Here is a 26,808-nt window from a genome sequence, read left to right as displayed (position 1 = left end):
GGTGCACCACGCGCTCCGGATCGAGTCCTTGCAGGGCTCCCACCGGCTGCCTGTCGTAACGGAACTCGCCGTCGTAGTCGTCCTCCAGGACCAGCCCGCCCGTACGGCGAGCCCAGTCGACCACCTCGGCCCGGCGGTCGGGGTGGAGCGGCGCGCCCGTCGGGAACTGGTGGGCCGGCGTCAGCAGCACGGCCCCCACGCCCCGCATCCCGGCCAGGTCGCCGGTCCTGGCCCCGGACCCGTCCACCGGCAGGCAGGGCAGGCGCAGTCCGGCGTCCGTCAGCAGCCGCCAGTGCACGTCCAGTCCGTACGACTCGACGGCCGCCTCCCGTACCCGGCGTCTGTGCAGCACCTCCCCCATCAGCTTGAGCGCCTGGACGAAACCGGCGCAGATCACGATCCGTTCCGGGTCCGCGTACACGCCCCGGGCGCGGGCCAGATAGCCGGCGAGCGCGGTGCGCAGTTCGAGGCGGCCGCGCGGATCCCCGTACCCGAACGCGTCGTTGGGCGCGGCGGTCAGGGCGCGCCGGGAGGCCTTGAGCCAGTCGGCGCGCGGGAAGGTGGAGACGTCCGGCGAGCCGGGCATCAGGTCGTAGGCGGGTCGGGGTCGCGCCGGGCGCAGCGGCGCCGCCCGCCCGGCCGCCCGGCGCGGCTGGGCCCGGGGCGCAACCCGGGTGCCCGATCCCTGCCGGGCGGTGAGCCACCCCTCGGCGACCAGCTCCGCGTACGCGTCGGCGACGGTGTTACGGGCGATGCCGAGATCGGCGGCCAGACTCCGGGACGAGGGCAGCCGGGTACCAGGGCTCAGCCTGCCCGTGCGCACGGCCTCGCGCAGGGCGTCCATGAGCCCGGCCCGCAGCCCCCCGGAGCCCTTCGTCTCCAGGTGGAGGTCGGCTCCGAAAGTGGCCCATGAATCAGTCATGGGAATGGACCATATCCTTGCGCCATCTTCCCGTAGCGTCGTTCTCATGACGACGAACGAACACAGCCACGCGGCCACCGAACTCAGCCCCGAGCACACCCCGCGTACGTCCTGGGCCGAACTGGCGCCCGATGTCTACAAGGCCATGGTCCGGCTGGACGCCGCGTCCCGCAGGGGGCTCGACCCGGTCATCGGGGAGCTGGTGAAGATCCGCGCGTCGCAGCTGAACCACTGCGCGTTCTGCCTGGACATGCACACCAAGGACGCCCTCGCGGCGGGCGAGTCCGTCCAGCGGATCGTCCAGCTCAGCGCCTGGGAGGAGTCGAAGCACTTCTACACGCCCAAGGAGATCGCGGCCATCGAGCTGACCGAGGCGGTCACCGTGCTCACCGACGGCTTCGTGCCGGACGAGGTGTGGGAGAACGCGGCCAAGCACTTCGACGAGGCGGAGCTCGCCCATCTGGTCGCCGCGATCACGACGATCAACGCGTGGAACCGGTTCGCCGTGACCACCCGCATGGTTCCCGGCCACTACCAGCCGGGTGACCACACGCGCTGAGCCGGGGGTTCGGGCGCGGGGCCTTCGCGGGCGCACGGGCGCGGATCCATCCCGGATGCACGGCTCCGGAGCCATCCCGGGGATTCGGGCGCGGGTCCCTCCCGGGCACACGGCTCCGGGGCCATCCCGGGCGACGGGTCCGGTGCACGCCTCGTGCGCCCGCGCGCCGCGCCCGCCGGAGCCGTTCCGTACGCCACTCTGTACGCCTTCGCACGCTCGTGCACGCCCTCCGTGCGCCCGGACCCTCACCAGGAGTTCCACGATGATCGTGTCAGCGTTTCGCGCCCTGCACCTCGACCGCGCCCCCGATGATCCGCTGATCCTCCCGGGGCCGTGGGACGCGGCGAGCGCCCGGGTCTTCGTCGAGGCGGGTTTCCCGGCGCTCGCCACGCCCAGCGCCGGGGTGGCCGCCTCGCTCGGTCACGAGGACGGGGCGACGCCCGCCGACGAGATGTTCGCCGCCGTGGCGCGGATCGTGCGCGCCGTCCCGGCGACGGTGCCCGTCTCGGCGGACGTCGAGGCGGGCTACGGGCTGGCGGCCGAAGAGCTGGTGGAACGCGTCCTGGAGACCGGCGCCGTCGGCTGCAACCTGGAGGACTCGGTCGGCGGCGCCCTCGTCGACGCCCAGCGACAGGCGGACCGGCTGGCGGAGGTACGGGCCGCCGCGGGTGACCGGCTCTTCGTCAACGCCCGCGTCGACGCCTACGCCGTCGGCGTTCCCGAGGGCGTGGACCCGGAGGCGGAGACGATCCGCCGTGCCCTGCTGTACGTGGCGGCGGGCGCGGACTGCGTCTACCCGATCCTGGCCCCGCCCGAGGCCCTGCCCCGGCTGGCCGCCGCCGTCCCGGGCCCGCTCAACGCCCTCGCCCTGCCCGACGGACCGTCGCCGCGCCGACTGGGCGAACTGGGCGCCACCCGGATCACGTTCGGCCCCGGGCTGCAACGCCGGGCCATGGCCGCCGTACGCGGCTTCGCCGACGAACTGCTCAAGGGCTGACCATCCGCGAAGGCGCCGGGCCGCCCGAACCCCAGGCCGTCTGTCCGGTGACGCGTACGACCGGCAACCGCGACGCGCCCGGCCGGCGCCGCGACGGCGAACGCCCCGCTCGGCGAGGCGGGTACGGCACCGTACGGCACCGCCCCCGGTGGCACCACGAGTGCGGTGCCGCCGGGGGCGGGTGTACGCGCGTGAACGCGTGAAGACGTACGTCCCGGACCGGAACCGATCGGACCGGGTCGGATCAGACCGGACCGGGTCGGGTGAGCCAGGTCGAGTGGAGGTCGGGTCGGACCAGATCGGACCGGATCAGATCAGGCCGAGCTCGCGAACCGCGTCGCGCTCCTCGCTGAGCTCCTGCACCGACGCGTCGATGCGGGTGCGGGAGAACTCGTTGATGTCCAGGCCCTGGACGATCTCGTACTTGCCGTCCTTCGTGGTGACGGGGAAGGACGAGATGAGGCCCTCCGGCACGCCATAGGAGCCGTCCGACGGGACACCCATGGAGGTCCAGTCACCGGCGGCGGTGCCGTTGACCCAGGTGTGGACGTGGTCGATGGCGGCGTTGGCGGCGGAGGCGGCCGAGGACGCGCCACGGGCCTCGATGATCGCGGCGCCGCGCTTGGCGACGGTCGGGATGAAGGTGTCGGCCAGCCACGCCTGGTCGTTGACGACCTCGGCGGCGTTCTTGCCGGCGATCTCCGCGTGGAAGATGTCCGGGTACTGGGTCGCCGAGTGGTTGCCCCAGATCGTCAGCTTCTTGATCTCGGAGACGGCGGCGCCGGTCTTGGCGGCCAGCTGCGAGATCGCCCGGTTGTGGTCGAGGCGGGTCATCGCGGTGAAGCGCTCGGCCGGTACGTCCGGGGCGGCGGCCTGCGCGATGAGCGCGTTGGTGTTGGCCGGGTTGCCGACCACGAGGACCTTGATGTCGTCCGCGGCGTGGTCGTTGATCGCCTTGCCCTGCGGCTTGAAGATGCCGCCGTTGGCGGAGAGCAGGTCACCGCGCTCCATGCCCTTGGTGCGCGGGCGGGCGCCCACCAGCAGGGCGACGTTGGCGCCGTCGAACGCCTTGTTGGCGTCGTCGGTGATCTCGATGCCGCGAAGCAGCGGGAAGGCGCAGTCGTCGAGCTCCATCGCGGTGCCCTCGGCGGCCTTCAGGCCCTGCGGGATCTCCAGGAGACGCAGGTTGACCGGCACGTCCGGGCCGAGCAGGTGGCCGGAGGCGATGCGGAAGAGCAGCGCGTAGCCGATCTGGCCGGCTGCGCCGGTCACGGTGACATTCACGGGAGTGCGGGTCATGGCGATCTCCGTTAGACAGCTGGCGGTGGGGGTTCCTGGCCCCTGGCGGCGGACATCCCTGAATCTTGACGTGAAGAGATATCCAGCGTTCAGGCTATCCGACCCGAAACCTCCCGGCCGGTCGACCCCCGGTCCGCGTGGCGGTTGCGAAGCCGGGGCCGCAGGGGCACGGACCCGGGCCCGTGCGGCGGGTGGGAAGCCGGGGCCGCGCGACGGGCGCGGAGTCGGTCGCATGTGCGTGTGCGTACGCATACGCGCACGCCAGGACACACACGCGTGTCATGCACACGCATACGTCCCGGCGCGCGACCCGGTCCAGCGTCGTAGCGAACGGGACCGGCACCGTTGCGCAGCGATCACACCATGGCGGAATGGTCACTTCCGTGCCACAGGCCACAGGGTTTCCTTGAACGGCTCTCCGCCGTCGAGGAGGCTGAGACCAGGACGGGGGCAAGGCCGGTCAAGTCGCCACACCGCGGAACGCATGCGTTCCGGTGACCCTCCCCCGCCCTCGGGTGTCCGTCCCTACTCGGGGGAGGGGACGGACACCCCCTTGCGCGGGTGTCGCGCCGCGAACGAGTGCGGCACGGACGAGTTCGCCACGGACGAGTTCGCCATGGACGGGTGCGGCACGGACGAGTGCGGCACGGACGAGTGGGAGCGTCCGTCCTCAGCGGATCGTGAAGTGGACCGCGTCCTCCAGGAAAGGGATGTCCAGCCACGGCTTGGGCTGCGCCACCAGCGCGAGCATCACGATGAGGAAGCCGAGAAGTCCGTACGTCACCAGGTCGGTGAAGCGGGAACGGACCGCCAGCATGCCGACCGACGGCACCACGAGCCGCAGCGCCGCGCCGCCGAGGAGAGCCGCGCCGATCAGGATCGTGCCGACCCGGAACGCCTCGGCGAACGGGTCGACGGCCACGATCAGCAGCCCGAGGCCGGCCACGCAGAGCACCGCGAGCAGCGGCCACTGCCGGGCCGGGGCGGGCGCGTCCCCGGGCGCGGCGCGACCGCCGCCCTCGGGACGCGCGGTGTCCCGGGTGAACAGGGGGGGCCTCCGCGACGAGCCGGACCCCGCGTCACCGCCCTCGCCGGACGCGTCCCCACCCGGAGCAGCGGCCTCGGCGGCCGCGCCCCCACCCGAAGCGGCCGCCTCGCCGGACGCGCCGTCGCCGGGAGCGGCGTCGTTCGACGCGCCCTCGCCCGGAGCGGCCGCGCTCGCCGCGCCGTCGCCGGACGCGTCCTCGTTCGACGCGGCCCGGCCCGACGCGCCCTCGTCCGCCGTGGCGGCGTCCGCCTCGGCGGCCGGGCGGGCCGGGCTCCTACCAGCACCCATGGGGTTCCTTCCGGATTCGGATCCGCCGGGTCAGACGGCGGACGCGGCGCGCTCGGCCGCCTCGACCACGTTGACGAGCAGCTGGGCGCGGGTCATCGGGCCGACGCCGCCCGGGTTCGGGGAGATCCAGGCGGCGACCTCGGCCACGCCCGGGTGGACATCGCCGATGATCTTGCCGTTCTCGTCCCGGCTGACGCCGACGTCGAGCACGGCCGCGCCCGGCTTCACGTCCTCGGGCTTGATGATGTGCGGCACCCCGGCGGCGGCGACGATGATGTCGGCCTGCTTGAGGTGCGCCGAGAGGTCACGCGTACCGGTGTGGCACTGGGTGACGGTGGCGTTCTCGGACCTGCGGGTCAGCAGCAGCGGCATCGGGCGGCCGATGGTGACGCCACGGCCCACGACCACGACGTTCGCCCCTTTGATCTCCACGCCGTGGTGGCGGAGCAGCTGGACGACGCCCTGCGGGGTGCAGGGCAGCGGGGCCGTCTCGTTGAGCACGAGCCGGCCCAGGTTCATCGGGTGGAGGCCGTCGGCGTCCTTGGTGGGGTCCATCAGCTCCAGGACGCGGTTGGTGTCGATCCCCTTGGGCAGGGGCAGTTGCACGATGTACCCCGTGCAGTCGGGGTCGGCGTTGAGCTCCCGGACGACGTCCTCGATCTCCTCCTGAGTGGCGGTGTCGGGGAGTTCGCGCTGGATGGAACCGATGCCGACCTCGGCGCAGTCGCGGTGCTTGCCGTTCACGTACCACCGGCTGCCCGGGTCGTCACCGACGAGCAGGGTTCCCAGGCCAGGGTTGATGCCCCGCTCCTTGAGGGCCGCCACGCGGACGGTCAGATCGGACTTGATCGCGGCTGCGGTGGCCTTGCCATCGAGAATCTGGGCAGTCATGTCCCCATACTCGCGGATGACCCTGCCCACATACCAATTCCGGGTGTCCGGGAGCCGTCGCCATGTCTCGCTTGAGCAACATCCACCAGTCGCGACTGGACAAACTTACATTTTGCTTATAACGATTATTGAGCTGTGCCGCAGTAGTACCGGGGGGCGGACCACAGGCTTCATCTTTCCTCCGTGCGGCCGCATCGTCCCCATTTGCACGTTGGAGGAAGTCCCCAGATGAGCTTCGGCGACCCGAACAACCCCTACGGGCAGCAGCCCGGTCAGCCGCCCCAGGAACAGCCGGGCTACGGCTACCCGCAGCAGGGCGGCGCTCCCCAGCAGGGTCAGCCCGGATACGGGTACCCGCAGCAGCCCGGCCAGGCGCCGCAGGGCCAGCCCGGTTACGGCTACCCGCAGCAGCCCCCGGCCCCGGGCACGATCCAGGCCAACAACGGCCTCATCAACGTGCCCGGCCTGGGCACGGTCAAGATCGCCACGATGGGGCTCCGCCTCGGCGCGCGTCTGATCGACGGCCTGGCCATCGGCGTGCTGTACGGCATCATCAGCGCGATCGGCATCGCCGGTGCCATGGGCCTCGCGAAGAGCACCGAGGACTGCACCTACGGGACCCCCGGCTACGACGCCTGCATCAACGACGCGAGCGCCGGCTTCGTCGCCACCATGTTCAGCATGCTCCTGATCCTCGGCCTGATCACGCTGCTCTACGAGTGGCTGATGATCTCCCTGGTCGGCGCGACCCTCGGCAAGATGGCGCTCGGCCTCAAGGTGATCAAGGAGAGCACCGGTCAGAACCCGGGGCTCGGCGCCGGATTCATCCGCTACATCATCCCGATCGTCGGCGCGTTCCTCTGCTACATCGGCGCCGTCCTCGTCTACCTGTCGCCGTTCTTCGACAACTCCGGCAAGCTGCAGGGCTGGCACGACCGTGCCGCCGGCACGCTGGTGATCAAGAAGAGCTGACGGTTTTTCCGACGTCATACGCGAAGGGCCGGAACTCCTCACGGAGTTCCGGCCCTTCGCGTTCAGGTGCGCGACAACGCTCAGTGGAAGAAGTGGCGCGTGCCCGTGAAGTACATCGTCACGCCGGCCTTCTTCGCCGCCTCGACGACCAGCTCGTCACGGACCGAACCGCCCGGCTGGGCCACGGCCTTGACCCCGGCGGCGGTCAGGATCTCCAGCCCGTCGGGGAACGGGAAGAACGCGTCGGAGGCCGCGTACGAGCCCCGCGCCCGCTCCTCGCCCGCCCGCTCGACGGCCAGCTTCGCGGAGTCGACGCGGTTGACCTGCCCCATGCCGACGCCGACCGAGGCGCCGTCCTTGGCGAGCAGGATCGCGTTGGACTTGACCGCGCGGCACGCCTTCCACGCGAAGGCGAGCTCCTTCAGCTCGTCCTCGGAGAGCGCCTCGCCGGTCGCCAGGGTCCAGTTGGCAGGGTCGTCGCCCTCGGCCTGGAGGCGGTCGGCGACCTGGAGCAGCGCGCCGCCGTCGATCGGCTTGACCTCGACCGGGGCGGTCGGGGCGTCGGGGCAGCGCAGCACCCGGATGTTCTTCTTGCGGGCCAGCACCTCGACCGCGCCGTCCTCGTACGCCGGGGCGACGATGACCTCGGTGAAGATCTCCGCGACCTGCTCGGCCAGGGCGACGGTCACCGGACGGTTGACGGCGATGACCCCGCCGAAGGCCGACAGCGGGTCGCAGGCGTGCGCCTTGCGGTGCGCCTCGGCGACGTCGTCGCCGATCGCGATGCCGCACGGGTTGGCGTGCTTGATGATCGCGACGCACGGCTCGGCGTGGTCGTACGCGGCCCGGCGCGCGGCGTCGGTGTCCGTGTAGTTGTTGTACGACATCTCCTTGCCGTGCAGCTGCTCCGCCTCGGCCAGGCCGCCGGAGCCGGAGGTGTAGAGCGCGGCGGGCTGGTGCGGGTTCTCGCCGTACCGCAGGACGTTCTCGCGCGCGTACGTCGTGCCGAAGAAGTCCGGGAAGCCCGAGTCGTCGGCGGCGGCGTAGTCGGCGGCGAACCAGGAGGCCACGGCCACGTCGTAGGCGGCGGTGTGCTGGAACGCCTCGGCGGCCAGCCGCTTGCGGGCGGCCAGGTCGAAGCCGCCCGCCCGCACCGCGGCGAGGACGTCGGCGTACCGCTCCGGGCTCGTGACGACGGCCACGGACGGGTGGTTCTTGGCGGCGGCGCGGACCATGGACGGGCCGCCGATGTCGATCTGCTCCACGCACTCGTCGGCGGACGCGCCGGAGGCGACGGTCTCCTTGAACGGGTAGAGGTTCACGACCACCAGGTCGAACGGCTCCACGCCCAGCTCGGCGAGCTGCTCGCGGTGGGCGTCCAGGCGCAGGTCCGCGAGGATGCCGGCGTGGACGCGCGGGTGCAGCGTCTTGACGCGGCCGTCGAGGCACTCGGGGAAGCCGGTGAGCTCCTCGACCTTGGTGACCGGCACCCCGGCCGCGGCGATCCGCCCGGCGGTGGAGCCGGTGGAGACGAGCTCGACACCCGCCTCGTGCAGGCCGCGGGCGAGGTCTTCGAGCCCCGTCTTGTCGTAGACACTGACCAGGGCGCGACGGATGGGCTTATTCACCGACATGACCGAGATGAACCTTTCGTCCCTCAATGCGGAAGCCGTCGCGGGCGAGCCGCCGTACGGCCTCGACGAGCAGCTTGCGCTCGACTCTCTTGATGCGTTCATGGAGGGCCGCTTCGCCCTCCGCCGTGTCCTCTTCGGTCACCTCGACCACGCCCTGCGCGATGATCGGACCGGTGTCGACACCGTCGTCGACGAAGTGGACGGTGCACCCGGTGACCTTCACGCCGTACGCGAGCGCGTCACGCACCCCATGGGCACCGGGAAAGCTGGGGAGCAGGGCGGGGTGGGTGTTGATGAACCGGCCGCCGAACCGGGCGAGGAACTCCTTGCCCACGATCTTCATGAATCCCGCCGAGACCACGAGGTCCGGGTCGTGCTCGGCCGTCGCCGCGGCGAGCGCCGCGTCCCACTCCTCGCGGGTGGCGTGGTCCTTGACCCGGCACACGAAGGTCGGCAGCCCGGCACGCTCCGCCCGCTCCAGGCCGGCGATGCCGTAGCGGTCGGCGCCGACCGCGACGATCCGCGCCCCGAACCCCTCGGGGTCGTCACCGATGGCGTCGAGCAGGGCTTGAAGATTCGTTCCGGAACCGGAGACCAGCACGACCAGGCGGGCCGGGGCGGCGGAGGTGGACGGGGAGGCCACGGCTGGGCCCTTTCTCGCGTGATGAAGCAGGCGACATGAAGCAGGCGGCGCTGTATTTGTATGGTCGTACGAAAGAATCGTGCCCCTTGATACGGGGAACTCTACGAACGAGCCGACCGTCAGCAACGATACCGGCAGACGCCCCGCCCCCCTCGGGACGGGGTGAGGGACCGCGCATCCATCGCATATCGGCCACCGGGCGATGCGGAAGGGGCCGGAGAGCGCGGACGGCCCGCCCGGCCGCGGCCACTCCCCGCTTTCGGCCCCTCCTGGCCGGGAGGTAGCGTCAGGGGACAGGATCCGCCCGCAGGGCGGAAATGACGAGATGGGGAAGACGTTCACCACATGACGGACCGACGCCGCCGCACCGCCTTCCACCACTCGCCGCAGCCGCTTCCGTTGGCTGGGGCGGCCTCGCCGTTGCTGCGGGAGGACCGGTCCTCAGCGGAGTCCTCGCCGTCTTCCTCGTCCTCGTCGGCCTCCTCGTCCTCGTCGGTCTCCTCGTCCTCGTCGGTCTCCTCGGCCTCTCTGGGGGCCGCGGGACCGGTCGGGGCGGCCGGCTCCTTCGGTGCGTCCGGTGCGTCTGGTCCGTCCGGTTCCGCCGGGTCGTCAGGTGCGGCCCGGACCTCCGGGTCCGCTGACGACAATCCGTTCGCCGCGCCGCCCGAGGACCGCCCCGACCAGCCCTGGCAGCCCCGTCACGTCTCGAACGCCGACGACGGCCGGGGGAACGGGGGCCAGGGGAACGGAGGCCGGGGCGAGGGCGACGGTTCGTCCGAGGGCGGCGGCCCCGGCGACCGGCCGGCCCCGGGCGGTCAGTGGAGTCCCCGTCAGCCCGGCCGGCAGAGCGGCGGCTTCGGCGGCCGTCCCGGCGGGCCGGGCGGCCAGGGCGGTTCCGAGGGCGGCACCCCCGGCGGTCTGCGCTGGGACCCGACCGATCCGGCCCAGCGGCGCGCACGCTACGCACTGCTCGCCGGCATGTGGGCGTTCTTCTTCGCGCTCTTCGAGTTCCCGGAGATCGCCCTGCTGCTGGGCGCGCTGGCCGTGTACTGGTCGATCAGCGCGCTCCGGGCGAAGCCCAGGGAAGCCGCCGCCTCCACCGCCTCCGCCCCGGGTGCCGCCGGTGCGACCGGCTCGGCCACGGCTCCCGGCGCGTCGGCCGGCGGCCCGCTCCAGGGACCCGGTACCGGGCGCGCTCCGGCCCCCGGGGCCACGGCCGGCGGCCCCGTCACGGGCTACGGCAGGCAGCAGACCACGGCCGCGATCAGCGGTCTGGTGACGGCGCTGCTCGCGCTCTCGATCGTGGCGACGACGTACACGGTCCAGCTGGTCTACCGCGACTACTACACCTGCGTGAACGACGCCCTGACCAAGTCCGGCCAGCTGGCCTGCAACGACCTGCTGCCGAAGCCGCTGGAGCCCCTCTTCGGCGTGAAGGAGTGAGAGGTGGAGGGGTGAGGCGTGGAGGGGTGAAGGGGGGACAGGGTGAAGGGCTGCTGAACTGGCAGGCTGGTGGGCCGGCAGGGATGAAGGGCTGATCCGAGCGGCCTCGCCGTCCGGCCTTGCGGGCCTCTCCTCCGCTCCCCCGCCGCTCCTCTCCGCGCGTCTCCCCTGCGGTTCTGCTTCACACGTTCACACGTCTTCCCACGGCCCGGCGTCTCCCGTACGCCGGGCCGTTCTCTCATGTCAGCCGATCTCTCATGTCACTCGTGCCGCTCGTGCCTCGCGCGTCTCTCGTGCCAGGGGTCGGCCGGCAGGAAGTCGTACGGCTCCGAGCCCGCGTCGTGCCCGCTGCCGACGCCCATCGCGCCGACGTCCATCGCGGCGTCGTACACGGTCCCGTGAGCCATCGGCTCCTGGGCGTCGGCGCCCGCGGCCCGCTTCCCCCAGCGCGGCTTCTTCGGCTTCTTCGACCGCTTCGACGTCTCCGTACCTGGCTTCTCCTCCTCCGCCCCCTCCGAACGCTCCTTCTTCCGGCGCTTCCGCGCCGCACGTTCGTCCGCCCCGCGCAGCCGCTCGGCGCGCTTCTCCTCCGCGCGTTCCTTCGCCCGCTGTTTCCGTTCCGCCCGCTTGTTCCTCACTGGCGCCGACGCGGCCGGTGCCCCGAAGGCGGCGTCCTGAACGGCGGCCTCCCCCATGGCCTCAGCAGGCCCGGCGGCCCCCACAGCCACTGCCGCTTCTGCTGCCGCTTTCGCCTCTGCCTCCCTTTCCGCCCCTGCCGCCCCTGCCGTCCCGGCCGTCCCCGCCGCCAGGGCCGTCCCGCCCGTCGCCCGGGGCGCGGCCGGGTCCTGTCGCCTTCGGGCACGCTCGCTCCTGCTCCGGTGCAGCCGCCAGGCCCGTAGCAGCAACGCCCCGGGGACGCCGATCCCCGCCGTCCACGCCGCGGCCGCCGCGCCCGTCAGCCACCACACCGGGCCGAACGCCGTGAGCGCGCGGGTACCGAGCGGTCCACCCGCCGCCCCGGCCAGCACCGCCGTGCCCAGGCCGCACCCCAGCGCCGCGAGCACGGCCGTGAGCGCGGTCTCCCGCACTCCCCACGCCTGCCGCCGCGCGTCTCCCTCGCCGTTCCCCCGCCGCCCGGACTCCGGCCCGGCCTCACCTCCGGTGAGCGGCTTCCCCCCAGCAGGCGCCTTCCTGCCCGCGGGTTCTTCCCTGCTCGCGGGTTCTTCTCTGCCCGCGGGTTCTTCTCTGCCCGCGGGTTCTTCTCTGCCCGCGGGTTCTTCTCTGCCCGCGGGTTCTTCTCTGCCCGCGCGCGTATCCCTCCCGGCGGGTACGGGCACGGCCCGCCGTACCGTGAACCAGGCGACCACCACCCCGGCGGTGACCGGCACCGCCCCGGTCGCCCAGTTGAGCACCGTCCCCGTGCCGGGGTCCGGCACCGCCGCGAGCAGCGGGAAGACCGGCCGCGCCGGGTGCCCCGAGAAGGCCAGCGGGGTCACCGTGGCCCCCGTGCCGAGCGCGAACCCCGGGCCCAGCCCGTACGCCGCGCCCCACACCGCCGCGTTCGGCACCAGGGCGGCCGCGAGCAGCAGCACCGAGACCCGGCCTGACCAGTTCCCCGAGAGCTGGGTGAACGACTGCTGAGCCGACTGCGCGTGCCAGAGCATCGACACCGCGACGAGCAGCGCCCCGCCGCCCAGCAGCGCTGCGATCCCCGCCACGGCCGCGCGGCACATCGTGTCGACGCGTTCCTCGTACCGGGAGCGCGCCACCGCCACGCGTATCCGCACCGGCGCCCAGGACGGCAGCGGGCCGATCGGGCGTCCGCACGCCGTCCAGACGCCGGAAGCCGCCGCGCCCGCGACCACCGCGCACGCGGGGAAGAGCAGCGAGCCCCCGCGCGCGGACGGCGAACCGCTCTGCGCGTAGAGCGCGACAGCCGCCCCCACCACCGCGTATCCGCCCGTGACCAGGCCGAGCGCGCCCATCGCCGAAGGCGCCGCGGGTCCCTCGTCGACCTCCACGGCGTCCCGGGCCGCGCGGTGCACCAGACACACCGGCAACGCGGTGAGCAGCAGCGGCACGAGGCCGATCGGAGCGGGGACCCCGCTGAGCGTGTCGGTCCTGATCAGCTCGGCGCCATGGGCGAGCAGCCAGATCGACGCCGCCGTGTGAAGGGCCCCGGCCGGGCCGTCGTCGGGGGCCGGGGAGCTGACCCACAGCACCATGACGAGCACGGTGAACGCGGCCAGTCCCAGCCCGGCCGCGAGCCCTCCGCGCAGAAAGGTGAAGGCCAGAGCGGCGGTACGGCTCCGCTCCGCGGCCCGTCCCGCCGCACGTCGGCCGTCCCGCGCCGCCGGTCTCCCCGAATGTCCCGCGGTTCGCCTCTCGGCCTGCCCCGCGGCCTGTTCCGCCGACAACGGCGGGCTGCCTCCAGTCACTTGGGTCACGTCATCATGCTGCCAACGACACGCGCTTATTCCGTGTAACGGGAGAACGGCCGTTGTGTCGCTCAATATATGTTTATGTGCTCAATTGCTCGACTTGGCTCCTTCGAGGACCGGCACGGCCTCCTCGGGGACCGTTCATGAAGCGGAGTCCGGCCGAGGGAGCCGGGGGCCAGGAATCCGGGGCGGCCACCGGAGCCTTCGACGCCCTGTACGCGCGCTGCGCGCCCTCGCTGTTCCACCAGACGTTTCTGCTGACCGGGCGTCGCGGGCTCTCCCGGGAAGCCGTCGCCCGCGCCTTCGCACTGGCCTGGGAACGCTGGCCCGAGGTCGCGGTGGACCCTGACCCGGCGGGCTGGGTGCGGGCGGCGGCGTACGAGTACGCGCTGTCGCCGTGGCACCGGCTGCGCCGTGCGCACCGCGCCTTCGACCCGCCGCCCGCCGAACCGGGTGCACGGGCACTGCTCGACGCGCTGCTCGAACTGCCGCCGCCGTACCGTCGCACCCTGCTGCTCCACGACGGCGTCGGGCTGGGTCTGCCGGAGACCGCGGCGGAGACGGAGGCCAGCACTCGGGCGACGGCGAACAGGCTGATGAACGCGCGTGCCGCGCTCGCCGAGCGGCTGCCCGAGCTGGCGCTGCCGTCGTCGCCCGTCGAACGGTCGGCGCTCCTGCGCGAGCGGATCGGCATGCTCGCGCGAAGTGCGCCGACGCCGGAGGTCCCGGCCCAGGCCGCGCCGGGGCGGAAGGCGCCGATGCGGGACGGGCCGGGACGGGATGTGCCGGTCCAGGGTGCGCCGGGACGGGATGCGCCGGTCCAGGGTGTGCCGGGACTGCATGTGCCGCCGTGGTACGGGGTCGCGCGGCGGGGGCGGGTCGATCCCTTCGCCGCGCTCCCCTCGCCCGAGGCGATCCGTACCGGCAGCGAGCGCCGGGCCCGGCGGTGGACCAGGGCGGTCTTCTCCTCCACGGCGCTGCTGGTCGGGCTGACGCTGTTTTCCCTGGTGACGGGCCCGGACGGGCACGGGCACCCGGAGAACCCGGACCACCAGGTCGAGGAGGAGCCGCTGCCCGGCCACCCGCAGCGGCCGGACCCGCCGCAGCCGAAGCCGGGGAGACAACCTGTGACACATCCGGGAAAGCAGCCGGTGGCACGGCCTGGGGACGGGCTCGTGCGGGGGACCGCCCGGCTGGCCCCCCGAGCCGGCTGGGCCCGCCCGCCGCGCTCGTCCGCCTGACGAACGACGCGGGACGCAACGCGGGACGCGAACGGCGCGGGCCCGTACCCCAGTCCAGGGGTACGGGCCCGCGCCGTCTGTGCGGTGCCGCGTCACTGCGGGCCGCGGGCCGCGTGACCGTCGCGCCGCCGCCTCGGAGACGACGGTCAGGCGCCGAGGATCTCGCGCGCCAGCTTGGCGGTCTCGGTCGGCGTCTTGCCGACCTTGACGCCGGCGGCCTCCAGGGCCTCCTTCTTCGCCTGCGCGGTGCCGGAGGAACCGGACACGATGGCGCCGGCGTGGCCCATGGTCTTGCCCTCGGGGGCGGTGAAGCCCGCGACGTAACCGACGACCGGCTTGGTGACGTTGGCCTTGATGAAGTCGGCCGCACGCTCCTCGGCGTCGCCGCCGATCTCACCGATCATCACGATCAGGTCGGTGTCGGGGTCGGCCTCGAACGCGGCGAGGGCGTCGATGTGCGTGGTGCCGATGACCGGGTCGCCACCGATGCCGACGGCGGAGGAGAAGCCGATGTCGCGCAGCTCGTACATCATCTGGTAGGTCAGCGTGCCGGACTTGGACACGAGACCGATGCGGCCGGGCTTGGTGATGTCGCCCGGGATGATGCCGGCGTTGGACTGGCCGGGGGTGATCAGACCGGGGCAGTTCGGGCCGATGATCCGGGTCTTGTTGCCCTTCGAGCTCGCGTACGCCCAGAAGGCGGCGGAGTCGTGGACGGCGATGCCCTCGGTGATCACGACGGCGAGCGGGATCTCGGCGTCGATCGCCTCGACGACGGCGGCCTTGGCGAAGGCCGGCGGCACGAAGAGCACCGACACGTTCGCGCCGGTCTTCTCCATGGCCTCGGCGACGGTCCCGAACACGGGTACCTCGGTGCCGTCGAAGTCGACGGTCGTGCCGGCCTTGCGCGGGTTCACACCGCCGACGATGTTGGTGCCGTCACCGAGCATGAGCTTGGTGTGCTTCATGCCGGTGGCGCCGGTCATCCCCTGGACGATGACCTTGCTGTCCTTGGTGAGGAAGATTGCCATGGTGTTGGAGTCCCTCGTCCCTTACTTCGCAGCAGCCGCGGCGAGCTCGGCGGCCTTGTCGGCCGCGCCGTCCATGGTGTCCACGCGCTGCACGAGCGGGTGGTTGGCGTCGGAGAGGATCTTGCGACCCAGCTCCGCGTTGTTGCCGTCGAGGCGCACGACCAGCGGCTTGGTGACTTCCTCGCCCTTGGACTTGAGCAGTTCGAGCGCCTGGACGATGCCGTTGGCGACCTCGTCGCAGGCGGTGATGCCACCGAAGACGTTGACGAAGACGGACTTGACGTCCGGGTCGCCGAGGATGATCTCCAGGCCGTTCGCCATGACCTCGGCGGAGGCGCCGCCACCGATGTCGAGGAAGTTGGCGGGCTTCACGTTGCCGTGCTTCTCACCGGCGTACGCGACGACGTCCAGGGTCGACATGACCAGACCCGCGCCGTTGCCGATGATGCCGACCTCGCCGTCGAGCTTGACGTAGTTGAGGTTCTTGGCCTTGGCGGCGGCCTCCAGCGGGTTGGCCGCGGCCTTGTCCTCCAGCGCCTCGTGCTCGGGCTGCCGGAAGTCGGCGTTGTCGTCGAGCGAGACCTTGCCGTCCAGCGCCAGGACGTCGCCGGAGGCGACCTTGGCGAGCGGGTTGACCTCGACGAGGAGGGCGTCCTCGGCGACGAAGGTCTTCCACAGGGTCACCAGGACCTCGGCGACCTTCTCGGCGACCTCGGCCGGGAACTTCGCCTGGGCGACGATCTCGCGGGCCTTCTCGATGGTGACACCGGTGTTGGAGTCGACCGGGACCTTCGCGAGGGCCTCGGGGGTCTTCTCCGCGACCTCCTCGATGTCCATGCCGCCCTGCACCGAGGCCATGGCCAGGAAGGTGCGGTTGGTGCGGTCGAGGAGGTACGAGACGTAGTACTCCTCGGCGATCTCGGGCGCGGTCTCGGCGATCATCACCTTGTGGACCGTGTGGCCCTTGATGTCCATGCCGAGGATGTCGGTCGCGCGGGCGACCGCCTCGTCCGGGGTGGCGGCCAGCTTGACGCCGCCGGCCTTGCCGCGACCGCCGACCTTCACCTGCGCCTTGACAACCGACTTACCGCCCAGCCGCTCGGTCGCCTCGCGGGCCGCCTCAGGCGTGTCGATGACTTCACCGGCCAGCACCGGTACACCGTGCTTGGCGAAGAGGTCCCTCGCCTGGTACTCGAACAGGTCCACGCGCGTCCGTCCCTTAATCAAATGGTCTCGCGGTTCGATTTCTGCGTGGGCGTGCCGCGAGGGGCAAATGCGACTGCTCTGTCACGAGGGAGGCGCACAGGGTGACCCCCTGTACGCGGCATGTCCATCTCGCAGGTTATCCCCGCGTTCCGCGTGACCCTAAATCGCAGATCACACCTGAGCGGTGATTACGGTCACAGACCCGGCGGGCGGCCTCGACCGGCGCCGGCCCGCTCCCGGCCGGACTGGTCGTCGACGCCCGATCCACTCGGCCCGCGAACCCCGCGGCACTCGTTCCCGCGGCGCGCCATCCTCACGGCAATGTCCTGATGGCACTCGATCCACTCGGCACGCGAACCCCGCGGGGCGCCGTGTCCACGGCGTGCCGTCCTCGCGGGCCCCATCCCTGCGGGGCGCTGTCCTCGCCGCACGCCGTCCTCGACGCGCGCCGTCCTCGACGGTGCTCGGTCCTCGTGGCGTCGGGAGGCGCGGGGTCAGCGTGGAGCCTCCTGGTCCGGCACGGGGACGGGTCTCCCCTCGATCGCGGCCGCCATCACCTCGGGGAAGAGGTCCGGGGTGCAGGCGAACGCCGGTGTCCCCAGGGCGCCCAGGGCCGCCGCGTGGTCGTGGTCATAGGCGGGCGCGCCCTCGTCGGACAGGGCCAGCAGGGTCACGAACCGCACGCCCGACGCCGTCATCGCGGCGACCCGCTTCAGCATCTCGTCGCGTATGCCGCCCTCGTAGAGGTCGCTGATGAGCACGACGACGGTGTCGGCTGGCCGGGTGATCCTCGTCTGGCAGTGGGCGAGCGCGCGGTTGATGTCGGTGCCGCCGCCCAGCTGGGTGCCGAAGAGCACGTCGACGGGGTCGTCGAGCTGGTCGGTGAGGTCGACGACGGCCGTGTCGAAGACGACGAGTCTGGTGCGCAGCGTGCTCATGGAGGCGAGCACCGCGCCGAAGACGGACGCGTGGACCACGGAGGAGGCCATCGATCCGGACTGGTCGATGCAGAGGATGACGTCCTTCTTCACGGACCGGGCGGCCCGCCGGTAGCCGATGAGCCGCTCCGGGACGACCGTGCCGTGCTCGGGCAGGTAGTTCTTGAGGTTGGCCCGGACGGTGCGGTTCCAGTCGATGTCGCGGTGGCGGGGGCGGTCGGTCCTCGCCGCGCGGTCCAGGGCGCCGGAGAGGGTGGCCCGGGTGCGGGTGGCGAACCGCTTCTCCAGGTCGTCGACGACCTTGCGGACGACCTCTCGCGCGGTCTCCTTCGTCGTCTCGGGCATGGCCTTGCTGAGCGAGAGCAGCGTTCCGACGAGATGGACGTCCGGCTCGACGGCCTGGAGCATCTCCGGTTCGAGGAGCAGCGTGGAGAGCCCGAGCCGGTCGATGGCGTCGCGCTGCATGACTTGGACGACGGAGCCGGGGAAGTACGTGCGGATGTCGCCGAGCCAGCGGGCCACGGACGGGGCGGAGGCCCCGAGCCCTGCCGAGCGGCCGTTTCCGTTCCGGCCTCCCGGCTTGGCGCCCGCGCCGTACAGCGCGGTCAGCGCACCGTCCATCGCGGCGTCGCGGCCGGTGAGGCCGCGACCGGTGCCCTCCTCACCGTCCCCGCCCAGGACCAGCCGCCATCGGCGCAGCCGCTCGTCGTCCGCCACGCCGGGGCGGGCGTCCTGAACCGACCGGGCCGCGGGGCCCGCCGGGTGCGGCGCGGTGGGGGCCGGGTCCGGGTACGGCGCGGTGGGGTCCGGGTGCGGCGGGGTGCCGGCCGGGCGAGGCGGGCCCGGTTCCCCGTCCGTGCCCGCCCCCTCGTCCGTACCCGTAGCCGTAGCCGTACCCGTGTCCCCGCCCTTGTCCGTACCTGCGCCCTTGGCCGCACCCTCGCCCGCGTCCGCGTCCGAATCGCCGTCGGCGCCTGTCCTGGTGCGCGGGTGCGAGGCCGCGTCGTACGCCGTGCCGAGCAGGAGGCGCAGCACCGGCTCCACCGCGTCGGCCCGTGCCGTGTCGAGTCCGTGGCCGAAGCCGGGGGCCGTCGCCCCGGTGCCGGAGGGGCCGGCCGACGGGCCGCCCGCGCCCGGACCGCGTCGTACGAGCTCGCCCAGGGTGCGCCGTACCCCGGCCTCGTAGGCGGAGAAGGTGCGGCGCAGCAGGGGCAGCACGTCGACGAAGGCGTCGGCGGGCACGCCGGTGAGCCAGGCGTCGACCAGGGGCAGCAGCCGCTCGTCGTGGACGAGGAGCATTCCGCCGCCCGCGCCGCCGATGAAGCCCTCGATCCAGGCGGCCGCGTCGGCGGGCGGCGTGCCGGGAGAGAGGGCCAGGCCCATCAGCCGGGCCGCGTCGTCCTCCGCGATCCGTCCCCCGTCGAGCAGCAGGCGGGCCGCGCGGCCCCGGACGACGCCCGCGACGGCGCCCCGGGCGGCGAGGCGGTGCAGTACGGCGGTCCAGCGCTCGCGCAGACCGTCGTGGCCGTCGGCGTTCTCGGGCACGGCTCCTCGGAGCAGCCCGATCGCGCCGTGGACTCCGTCCACTCTGCGGTGCATCGCGGCGGCGCCGTCGGCGTCGAGTCCGGTGCACGCGGAGGGCAGGCCGACGCAGACGCGCTCCGCCAGCCCGGTGGCGACCTCGACGAGCGCCCGGGTGTCCGTGGCCCGCACGTCGCCGTAGCGCAGGGTGCGGGCCAGCGCGGGCAGGGCGTCGGCGAGGCGGCCGACGTCGGCGTCGAGCGCGGCGCGGTCGGCGAGGGCCCGCATCACCACGGGCAGCGCGTCCGGCAGTCCGGCGAGCAGGCAGTGCTCGGCGAGCTCGGTGATCCGGTCGAGCGCGGTGGCCGAGACCGCCTGCGACCGGGCCTTGGCGGTCGCCGCGGAGAGCACGGTGGTCCCCCAGGTCCCGGCCTCGGCGACGTGTACGTACAGCTCGGGCTCCCAGCGCAGCCGCCAGCTCTCGCGGAAGGTGCCGGTGCTCGCCCGGCCGGCCGTGGGCAGGCCCCAGTCGACGGCGAGGAGTCGCAGCCGGTGCAGCAGCCGGCTGCGGGCTGCGTCGGTGTCCTTGCGCAGGTCGAGCTCCAACTCGCGCTCGGCCGGGTCCGGTTTGAGGCGGAGGGTGCGCTGCTGCCGGGCGAGGTCGCGTTGCAGCGGTACGGCGGGGGCGGTGTCGGGGACCTCCCCGAGCGTCTCCCCGACGACCAGCCGGTCCCGCACCAGGACGAGCGGGACGTCGGAGCCGTCGCACATCACGGCCCGGATCGCGTCCGTCGTCTCGCTCAGTCCGGCGAGCGGGCGGCCGCGCAGGGAGGCGAGGGTTCCGGCGAGCCGGACGGCCTCGATGACATGGGCGGACGACACGAACCGGTCCTCGTCGCGGAGGAGTCCGGCGACCTTGGTCATCCACCGCTCGATCGGGCGGTCGGCGGCGTCGAAGAGGTGTCCGTACCAGCCGGGCGAGTCGATGCCCGCCCCGTATCCGCTGTGCCGGGCGAGCCGGCGGTGCGACCAGGGCACCCAGGTCAGCTCGGTCTTGACCTTGGGCAGCCCCCTGAGCAGGGCCCGGTCGGCGGCGACCGTGGTCCCCGCCGCGAGCGCGGGAACGTGCCAGGCTCCGCAGACGACCGCGATGTCGTCCCCGAACTCCTTCCCGGCCTTGCGCAGTTGTGTGCGCATGTACGCCTCGCGGACGGCGTCGCGGGGGTGGCCGCCGTCCCCGTACACCTCGCGGAGGGCCGTCATCGCCTCCGCGAGCACGGCGAAGGGGGCCAGGGGGTCGGCGTCGCCGTGCCGGGCGCGGTGTTCGACGACGTCCTCCCACCAGCGCTCCGGGTCGTCGTAACCCGCCGTCCCGGCCAGTACCGCGACGGGGTCGACCGGGACTGCTGCGGCCGCGCCGTCCGCCCCCGGCCCGGCCCCTCCCCCGTCCTCGTCTCCGCTTCCCGTTCCGGCCGGTCCGCCGCTCCCGCCCACGGCCGGTCCACCGCTCCTGCTCCCGGCCGGTCCTCCGTACGCGTGCTCCTCCTCGCCGTCGGCGGACGGCCGTTCCTCCTCGTGGCCGGTGGCCCGCCGCTCCGCCGCGCGGGTGAGGGCCAGCGAGTTCGCGGCGGGGAGGTCGATGAAACGGACCGGCACGTCGTGCGTCAGCGCCCAGCGGATCGCGACCCATTCGGGCGAGAACGCGGCCAGCGGCCAGAACGCCGCCTGCCCCGGGTCGTCGACGGCATGGGCGAGCAGCGCGACCGGCGGCCGCATCCGCTCGTCGGCGGCCAGCGGAAGCAGTACGTCCCCTTCCGGCGGGCCCTCGATCAGCACGGCGTGCGGGCGGGCGGCGGCCAGGGCCGCGCGGACGGCGCGCGCGGAGCCCGGACCGTGGTGGCGCACTCCCAGCAGCAGGGGCCCGCCGGGGCCCGGGACCCCGGTCATGCGGACACCTCGCGGCACGCGCGGTAGAAGTCCTTCCACCCGTCCCGTTCCCGCACCACCGTCTCCAGGTACTCCTGCCAGACCACCCGGTCGGTCGCGGGGTCCCGGACGACCGCGCCGAGGATGCCCGCCGCCACGTCCCCGGGGCGCAGCACTCCGTCGCCGAAGTGCGCCGCCAGCGCCAGTCCGTTGGTGACGACGGAGATCGCCTCGGCCGTCGACAGCGTCCCCGAGGGCGACTTGAGCTTGGTCCGGCCGTCGGTCGTGACTCCGTCCCGCAGTTCGCGGAAGACGGTGACGACACGTCGGATCTCGGCGAGGCCGTCGGGCTCGGTCGGCAGGTCGAGCGAGCGCCCTATCTGGTCGACGCGCCGGGACACGATGTCGACTTCCGCCTCGGGTGTGGCCGGCAGCGGCAGCACGACCGTGTTGAAGCGGCGGCGCAGGGCGCTGGACAACTCGTTGACCCCGCGGTCGCGGTCGTTGGCCGTGGCGATGACGTTGAAGCCGCGGACCGCCTGGACCTCCTGCCCGAGTTCGGGGATGGGGAGGGTCTTCTCCGAGAGGATCGTGATCAGCGAGTCCTGCACGTCGGCGGGGATGCGGGTGAGCTCCTCGATCCGGGCGGTCAGGCCCTCGGACATGGCGCGCATGAGCGGGCTCGGCACCAGCGCGCCCGAGCTGGGGCCGTGCGCGAGGAGCCGGGCGTAGTTCCACCCGTAGCGGACGGCTTCCTCCGGAGTGCCCGCCGTGCCCTGGACGAGCAGTGTGGAGTCGCCGCTGACGGCGGCCGCGAGATGCTCGGAGACCCAGGTCTTGGCGGTGCCGGGCACGCCGAGGAGCAGCAGGGCCCGGTCGGTGGCGAGGGTGGACACGGCGACTTCGACGAGCCGGCGCGGGCCGACGTACTTGGGGGTGATCACCGTGCCGTCGGGCAGGACGCCGCCCAGCAGATAGGTGGCGACGGCCCACGGGGACAGCCGCCAGCGGGCGGGCCGCGGGCGGTCGTCGGCCGCGGCCAGCGCCTTGAGTTCGTCGGCGAAGGCGTCCTCGGCGTGTGGCCGCAGCGCCTGCGCTCCCACGGTGGTGGTGGCGCCGGTGGTGGTCTCGGGCACGGTCATGGATCCCCCTCCAGATCGACCGGACGTGCTACCACCGTGCACCACGGCACTGACAATCGGCCCCGACCGCAGGTCAGGAGCGGTTCGGGGCCGATAAGGGGGCGATACGACCGCTGTTGACGGAACGTTCAGCCGGCCACCGGCGAGACCGCGACGCAACCGCCCGCCGTGACGAGCCCCTCGCCCTCGGCCTCCTTGATCACCTTGCCCTTGTACGTGATCGAGCAGGCGACGTCGGCCCCGCCCACGGCGATCGGCATCACGGCGGGCGGCATGATCCCGCGGAGCGTGACGGTCTTCCGCCATGGCAGCCGGGGCGACTCGACCGTCTCGATCTCCGGGTCCATGGCCTTGCCCCCGCCCGCGTGGAACTGGATCTCGTCGACTCCGCTGCCGGTCACCTCGTAGGTGACCTCGTAGGTCTCGTCGACCGCCTTGTCCACGGCTTCGTCCACCGCTCTGTCCGCCTTCTCGACGGTCTGGGAGCAGGCCCCGAGGCCGAGACCGAGCCCGAGCACGACGGCGGCGCAGAGGGCGGTGCGAACACCGCGGGAGCTACGGGTGTTACCGGCGATGCCGGCGGTACGGGTGGTGCTGCTCATCCTTGTTCCCCCCTGGGTACAGGCGATTCGGAGTCCGCAGCGAACCGTGAGGGGAAAGCAAAGTCAAGTGGTGCGTCCGGCACCGAAATCGCAGGTCAGGCTGATTGTCAGTGGGAGGCTCTACCGTCGTTCCCATGCTGCTATCTCACGGGGGAGAACACCCGCGCACGGCCGCCCCGGCGGTGCGCTGGACGGTGGAGCAGGTCCTGGCGCTCGCTCCTGACGAGGCGTCGTGCGAGGCGGGGAGCGGGCTCGGCGCGGCCGGGGCGTGGTCGGGCGGTGGGTACGACGGTTCGGGTGCGGTGTGGGGGCTGTGCGCGGGAAGCGGAAGCGATCCGTATCGAACGGTCGTCGACACCACCGGCCCGGCGTACCGGTGCGGTTGCCCCGGCCGGAGGTCGCCGTGCGAGCACGCCCTGGGCCTGCTGCTGGTCTGGGCCGCCGGTGAACGGGCCCTGGCAGCGGGCGAGCCGCCCGACTGGGCGGAGGAATGGCTGACGGGGCGTCGCGGGAGAGCGGCGGAGGAGAAGGGCGCGGCAGGGAAGGACGCGGAGGGGAAGAGTACGGCGGGGATGGGCGGAGTGGGCGGCGCCCCGGCGTCCGGCGCCCCGGCGTCCGGACCGGCTGACCCGGAGGCGGCGCGTCGGCGGGCTGTACGGCGGGCGGAGCGGATCAGCGGGGGCGCCCAGGAGCTGGAACAGCGGTTGGCGGACTTGCTGCGGGGCGGCCTGGCGGCGGCCGATCAGCCGGGGTACGGGTTGTGGGAGGAGACGGCCGCGCGCATGGTCGACGCCCAGGCTCCCGGCCTGGCCGCGCGAGTAAGGGAGTTGGGCGCCCTGTCGGCCTCGGGGCCGGGCTGGCCGGTGCGGTTGCTGGAGGAGTGCGCGCTGCTGCATCTGCTGGACCGGGCGTGGCTGGGGATCGACCGGCTGCCGGAACCGCTGGCGGCAACGGTCCGCACGCGGGTGGGGCTGACCGCCCCGGCCGACGGCCCTCCGGTCCGGGACCACTGGCTGGTCCTGGCCCAGTACGACACCCCGGACGGCAGGATCGTCACGCGCCGCGTCTGGCTGTACGGGAGGCGCTCGGGCCGTACGGCGTTGCTGCTCTCCTTCGGGGCGGCCGGGCGTGCGCCCGGCACGTCGCTACCGGTGGGCGCCACGATCGACGCCGAGGTCACGCCGTATCCCGGCGGCGGCCGGCTGCGGGTCGAGTTGGGGCAGCGCTTCGGCGACCCGTCGCCGGGAGGAACGCCGCCGCCGGGCGGCTCGACGGCGGCCGCGCTCAGCGCCTACGGCGACGCCCTGCGGGACGACCCGTGGCTGGACGCCTGGCCGACGACGCTGCGCGCGGTGATACCCGTGCCGTCCGGGGACGGCTGGCAGCTGGTGGACGCGGCGGGCGAGGGCGCCCTGCCCGTCGCCCCGTCGGCGCCGGCCCGGCCCGGGCTGTGGAAGCTGGCCGCGCTCTCCGGCGGCCTCCCGGTCACCGTCTTCGGTGAATGCGGCCACCGCGGTTTCGACCCGCTGGCGGCCTGGCCCGCGCCCATGAAGGCATACGGGGACGAGCAGGGCGAAGGGTACGCGGAAGGGGCAGCGGGCACGGCGACGATCCCGGAGAGGAGGACAGCCGCGGTCCGGGGCGGGACCGTGGACGGGGGAACGGCCGAGCGCGGGGAAGCGACCAGGGGCGGGGAAGCGGAAGGGGGTGTACGAGCAGCGCCGGGCGCGACCCGGACCGCCGGGGCCCACGCCGGTGCCGGTGACGGGACCGAAGCCGGTGCCAGTGCCAGCGACGGGACCGAAGCCGGTGCCAGTGCCAGCGACGGCGACGGCGTCGACGGCCCGGGGCGCCGCCGTGCCGGAGGAGCGGATGCCGACGACGCCTGCGGCCCTGTCGGCACGGCCCGTTCCGGGGCGGCCCGTTCCGGGACGACTCCGGAGATCGTTCCGCTCATCTGACATCCGATCCGAGGTCCGGAGGGGGACCAATGCCTCGCATCACCAAACCCGCGTCATGGGAGGAGCTCGTCAGATCGGCGATGCTCGGCACCGACCGCCGCCCCCCGGAGCCGGGTGGCGGACCGGCCGAGCTGCTGGACGCCGCGGCGCTCCTCACCGTGCGACGCCGGGCGGGGCTCCGGCCCGCCCCCGCGGCGGCCCTGCCGGAGCCGTCACCGGCCGATCCGCGGCCGCCGCTGCCCCCGGCCGCGCGGCGCAGACTGGCCCAGCTCCTCGCGGACCGGGCCGCCTCGGGCGGCTCGGGCGGGCGGCGGGGCACGGCTCCCGACCTCACGGAGCTGATCCCGCAGTGGCTGGCCACCGCCAATCGGTGCGGCTACCGCGCCCCCGCCGCGCTGCTCCCGGAGTTGCTGGACGCGGCCAGGTCCCGCACCGACCTGCGGCCGCAGGCGCTCGCCTTCGCCGGGCCGCGCGGCCTGTGGCTGGCCGGGCTGAACCCGGAGTGGAGGTTCGCGCTGCGCGGCTCGCCCAGCGGCTCGGCGCTGCCCGACGTCACGGACCGGGACGCGATATCCCGGCTGTGGGAAGAAGGGCTGTTCGCCGAACGGGTCGCCCTGCTCGGGGCCGTACGGGCCAACGCCCCGGCCGAGGCGCCCGCGCTGCTCGCCACCACCTGGGCCACCGAACGGGCCGAGGACCGGCTGATGTTCCTCGATTCCCTGCGGACCGGCCTGTCCCCGACGGACGAGCCCTTCCTGGAGAAGGCGCTCTCCGACCGCAGCCGGAACGTCCGCTCGACCGCCGCCGAACTGCTGTCCGCACTGCCCGGGTCGGCGTTCGCCGGGCGGATGGCGGCCCGCGCGCTGTCCTGCGTGAGCCCGGACATCGCGGGCGACGCGGCCTCCGTCGCCGTGGAGGCCCCGCACGAATGCGACGCCGCGATGGAGCGTGACGGCGTGGTGGCGACACCGCCGTCCGGGCGGGGCGAACGGTCCTGGTGGTTGGGGCAGTTGGTGGCGGCGACCCCGCTGTCCACCTGGTCGGCGCGGTTCGGCGGGCGCGCCGCGCAGGAGATCGTCGCTCTGCCGGTCGCCGACGGCTGGGCCGAGGAACTGCACGCGGCGTGGTGCCGGGCGACGGTGCGTCAGCGGGATCCGGAGTGGGCCCGCGCCCTGCTCGGCGCCCCGTCCGTCCCGCCGTCGAACGGCCCCGGCACGGCGTCGCTCGCCGAGCGCTCGAAGCTCCTCGCCGTGCTTCCGGCGGCCGAGCGGGGCGACTGGGTGGCCGGCTTCATCGCCGCGCACGGCCTGTCGGAGGCGTTCCAACTGCTCGGGGTCTGCCCGACGCCCTGGTCCGAGCCGCTCGGGCGCGCGGTCGTCGACGCCCTGGACATCGCCCGGGACGCGGGCAGTTACCCCTGGAGCTTCAGCGGTGTGATGGGACTGGCCGAACGCTGCCTGAACCCGGCCGAGGCGGACCGGCTGGAGGTTCTCACCACCCCGCAGGACGATTCGGAGGACACCTCCCCCGGCGCCAACGGTTACTGGTCGGAGGCGTTCCAACGCCTGGTCTCCACGCTTCGGCTGCGCGCGGCGATGGAGTCGGAGCTGATATCCGGCTGACCGGATCTGCGGAACCCCTGCCCGGCGGCGGCCGGCGGCACGGGCGCGTGGAACCGTAACGCCCCCGGCCCCGGCCCGGTCGGGCCGCCGGGCGACTCGGCCGACGAGGACCGGTCCGAGCAGCCGGGTTGTCCGGCCTGTCCCGCCCCGCCTGTCCCGGCCCGCCCGGCCGCCCGTCCCCGGTCCGTCCGTCCGCAGCTGATCCGTCCAGCCGTCCGTCCCCAGCTGATCCGCCCGGCCGCCCGTCCGGTCTCAGCCGATCCGACCGACCCGGCCGCCCGCCTGTCCGTCCTGGTCCGGCGGCTGCCCCGATCCATCGGGCGTGCCGCAGATCCGCCGGGCGCGCCCAGTCCGAGCGCACGGCATGTCCGCCCGCCGGGGCGTGGCGCGTTCCCGTGGCATGTGCCCGGGGCGCGTTCCACGAGGAGGTCTCGGGTCGGGGGGGGGGGGGGGGGCCCGCCGCCGCCCCGCGGGGGGGGGG

At 73.6% G+C, this 26,808-nt stretch carries 17 protein-coding genes and 3 pseudogenes; 7 read left to right on the top strand and 13 right to left on the bottom strand.

Going from position 1 to position 26,808, the window contains the following annotated elements; translation table 11 throughout:
• On the bottom strand, window positions 1-922 hold a 922-nt coding region (locus WA762_RS33660; RefSeq protein ID WP_335941285.1), incomplete at its 3' end, for an aminotransferase-like domain-containing protein.
• 46 nt (window positions 923-968) lie between these two features.
• Here WA762_RS33660 and WA762_RS33655 point away from each other — a divergent pair.
• Both WA762_RS33655 and WA762_RS33650 read left to right on the top strand, forming a co-directional pair.
• Entirely contained in the window at window positions 969-1,481 is a 513-nt protein-coding gene (locus tag WA762_RS33655) for a carboxymuconolactone decarboxylase family protein (protein WP_335941284.1), read from the top strand.
• Between the two features lie 262 nt (window positions 1,482-1,743).
• Complete coding sequence (locus WA762_RS33650; protein WP_335941282.1) at window positions 1,744-2,478, top strand: isocitrate lyase/PEP mutase family protein; 735 nt, start codon at window positions 1,744-1,746, stop codon at window positions 2,476-2,478.
• Between the two features lie 309 nt (window positions 2,479-2,787).
• On the opposite strand, the gene WA762_RS33645 is transcribed toward WA762_RS33650, so the two are convergent.
• The 3 genes from WA762_RS33645 to WA762_RS33635 form a co-directional block, all read right to left on the bottom strand.
• Entirely contained in the window at window positions 2,788-3,777 is a 990-nt protein-coding gene (locus tag WA762_RS33645; protein WP_335941281.1) for a malate dehydrogenase, read from the bottom strand.
• A gap of 670 nt (window positions 3,778-4,447) precedes the next feature.
• Window positions 4,448-5,113 (bottom strand): DUF3017 domain-containing protein, encoded by a 666-nt coding sequence (locus WA762_RS33640; RefSeq protein ID WP_335941279.1) that lies wholly within the window; start codon window positions 5,111-5,113, stop codon window positions 4,448-4,450.
• 30 nt (window positions 5,114-5,143) lie between these two features.
• Window positions 5,144-6,004: a bifunctional methylenetetrahydrofolate dehydrogenase/methenyltetrahydrofolate cyclohydrolase gene (locus WA762_RS33635; protein WP_335941278.1), complete on the bottom strand. Its 861-nt coding sequence runs from the start codon at window positions 6,002-6,004 to the stop codon at window positions 5,144-5,146.
• Between the two features lie 228 nt (window positions 6,005-6,232).
• Between WA762_RS33635 and WA762_RS33630 the strand changes: the two genes are divergently transcribed.
• The gene (locus tag WA762_RS33630; protein WP_335941277.1) at window positions 6,233-6,976 is read left to right on the top strand and encodes an RDD family protein; all 744 of its coding nucleotides are present in this window, start codon (window positions 6,233-6,235) and stop codon (window positions 6,974-6,976) included.
• A gap of 80 nt (window positions 6,977-7,056) precedes the next feature.
• Here the strand turns inward: WA762_RS33630 and purH are convergent, their stop codons facing one another.
• Together purH and purN are read right to left on the bottom strand one after the other, a co-directional pair.
• A complete protein-coding gene (gene purH, locus WA762_RS33625; protein WP_335941275.1) occupies window positions 7,057-8,610 on the bottom strand; it encodes a bifunctional phosphoribosylaminoimidazolecarboxamide formyltransferase/IMP cyclohydrolase in 1,554 nt (517 codons plus the stop codon).
• Entirely contained in the window at window positions 8,597-9,253 is a 657-nt protein-coding gene (gene purN, locus WA762_RS33620) for a phosphoribosylglycinamide formyltransferase (protein WP_335941273.1), read from the bottom strand. Before purN ends, purH begins: the two co-directional genes overlap by 14 nt.
• 345 nt (window positions 9,254-9,598) lie before the next feature.
• Here purN and WA762_RS33615 point away from each other — a divergent pair, with 345 nt between their 5' ends.
• Window positions 9,599-10,696 (top strand): hypothetical protein, encoded by a 1,098-nt coding sequence (locus WA762_RS33615; protein ID WP_335941271.1) that lies wholly within the window; start codon window positions 9,599-9,601, stop codon window positions 10,694-10,696.
• A gap of 260 nt (window positions 10,697-10,956) precedes the next feature.
• Here WA762_RS33615 and WA762_RS33610 read toward each other — a convergent pair whose 3' ends face one another.
• Window positions 10,957-13,143 (bottom strand): cell division protein PerM, encoded by a 2,187-nt coding sequence (locus WA762_RS33610; protein WP_443080745.1) that lies wholly within the window; start codon window positions 13,141-13,143, stop codon window positions 10,957-10,959.
• Between the two features lie 116 nt (window positions 13,144-13,259).
• Here WA762_RS33610 and WA762_RS33605 point away from each other — a divergent pair.
• Window positions 13,260-13,874 (top strand): annotated as a pseudogene (locus WA762_RS33605) (RNA polymerase sigma factor); the annotation flags it as partial.
• Between the two features lie 650 nt (window positions 13,875-14,524).
• Here the strand turns inward: WA762_RS33605 and sucD are convergent.
• The 6 genes and pseudogenes from sucD to WA762_RS33580 form a co-directional block, all read right to left on the bottom strand.
• Complete coding sequence (sucD, locus tag WA762_RS33600) at window positions 14,525-15,409, bottom strand: succinate--CoA ligase subunit alpha (protein WP_335941269.1); 885 nt, start codon at window positions 15,407-15,409, stop codon at window positions 14,525-14,527.
• 21 nt (window positions 15,410-15,430) lie between these two features.
• Window positions 15,431-16,615, bottom strand: a complete 1,185-nt coding sequence (sucC, locus tag WA762_RS33595; protein ID WP_335941267.1) for an ADP-forming succinate--CoA ligase subunit beta — start codon at window positions 16,613-16,615, stop codon at window positions 15,431-15,433.
• Between the two features lie 494 nt (window positions 16,616-17,109).
• Window positions 17,110-17,898 (bottom strand): vWA domain-containing protein, encoded by a 789-nt coding sequence (locus WA762_RS35855; protein ID WP_443080746.1) that lies wholly within the window; start codon window positions 17,896-17,898, stop codon window positions 17,110-17,112.
• Between the two features lie 669 nt (window positions 17,899-18,567).
• A pseudogene (locus WA762_RS35850) lies at window positions 18,568-21,021 on the bottom strand (DUF5682 family protein); the annotation flags it as partial.
• Window positions 21,018-22,142 carry an ATP-binding protein gene (locus WA762_RS33585; RefSeq protein ID WP_335941263.1) on the bottom strand — a complete coding sequence of 375 codons (1,125 nt, stop codon included), beginning with the start codon at window positions 22,140-22,142 and terminating at the stop codon, window positions 21,018-21,020. The pseudogene WA762_RS35850 and the gene WA762_RS33585, both read right to left, overlap by 4 nt.
• 128 nt (window positions 22,143-22,270) lie before the next feature.
• Window positions 22,271-22,744, bottom strand: coding sequence for a hypothetical protein (locus WA762_RS33580; protein WP_335941261.1), 474 nt, complete (start codon window positions 22,742-22,744; stop codon window positions 22,271-22,273).
• Window positions 22,745-22,878: 134 nt separating this feature from the next.
• Between WA762_RS33580 and WA762_RS33575 the strand changes: the two are divergent.
• Together WA762_RS33575 and WA762_RS33570 are read left to right on the top strand one after the other, a co-directional pair.
• A pseudogene (locus WA762_RS33575) lies at window positions 22,879-24,288 on the top strand (SWIM zinc finger family protein); the annotation flags it as partial.
• A gap of 446 nt (window positions 24,289-24,734) precedes the next feature.
• Window positions 24,735-26,327 carry a DUF5691 domain-containing protein gene (locus WA762_RS33570; RefSeq protein ID WP_335941259.1) on the top strand — a complete coding sequence of 531 codons (1,593 nt, stop codon included), beginning with the start codon at window positions 24,735-24,737 and terminating at the stop codon, window positions 26,325-26,327.
• Window positions 26,328-26,808 lie beyond the last annotated feature (481 nt).

Origin of the sequence: Streptomyces tyrfis, from assembly GCF_037034285.1 — a bacterium.
Lineage (GTDB): Bacteria > Actinomycetota > Actinomycetes > Streptomycetales > Streptomycetaceae > Streptomyces.
Note: the sequence above shows the minus strand (reverse complement) of the source record. Positions and strands in the feature narration are given on the sequence as shown.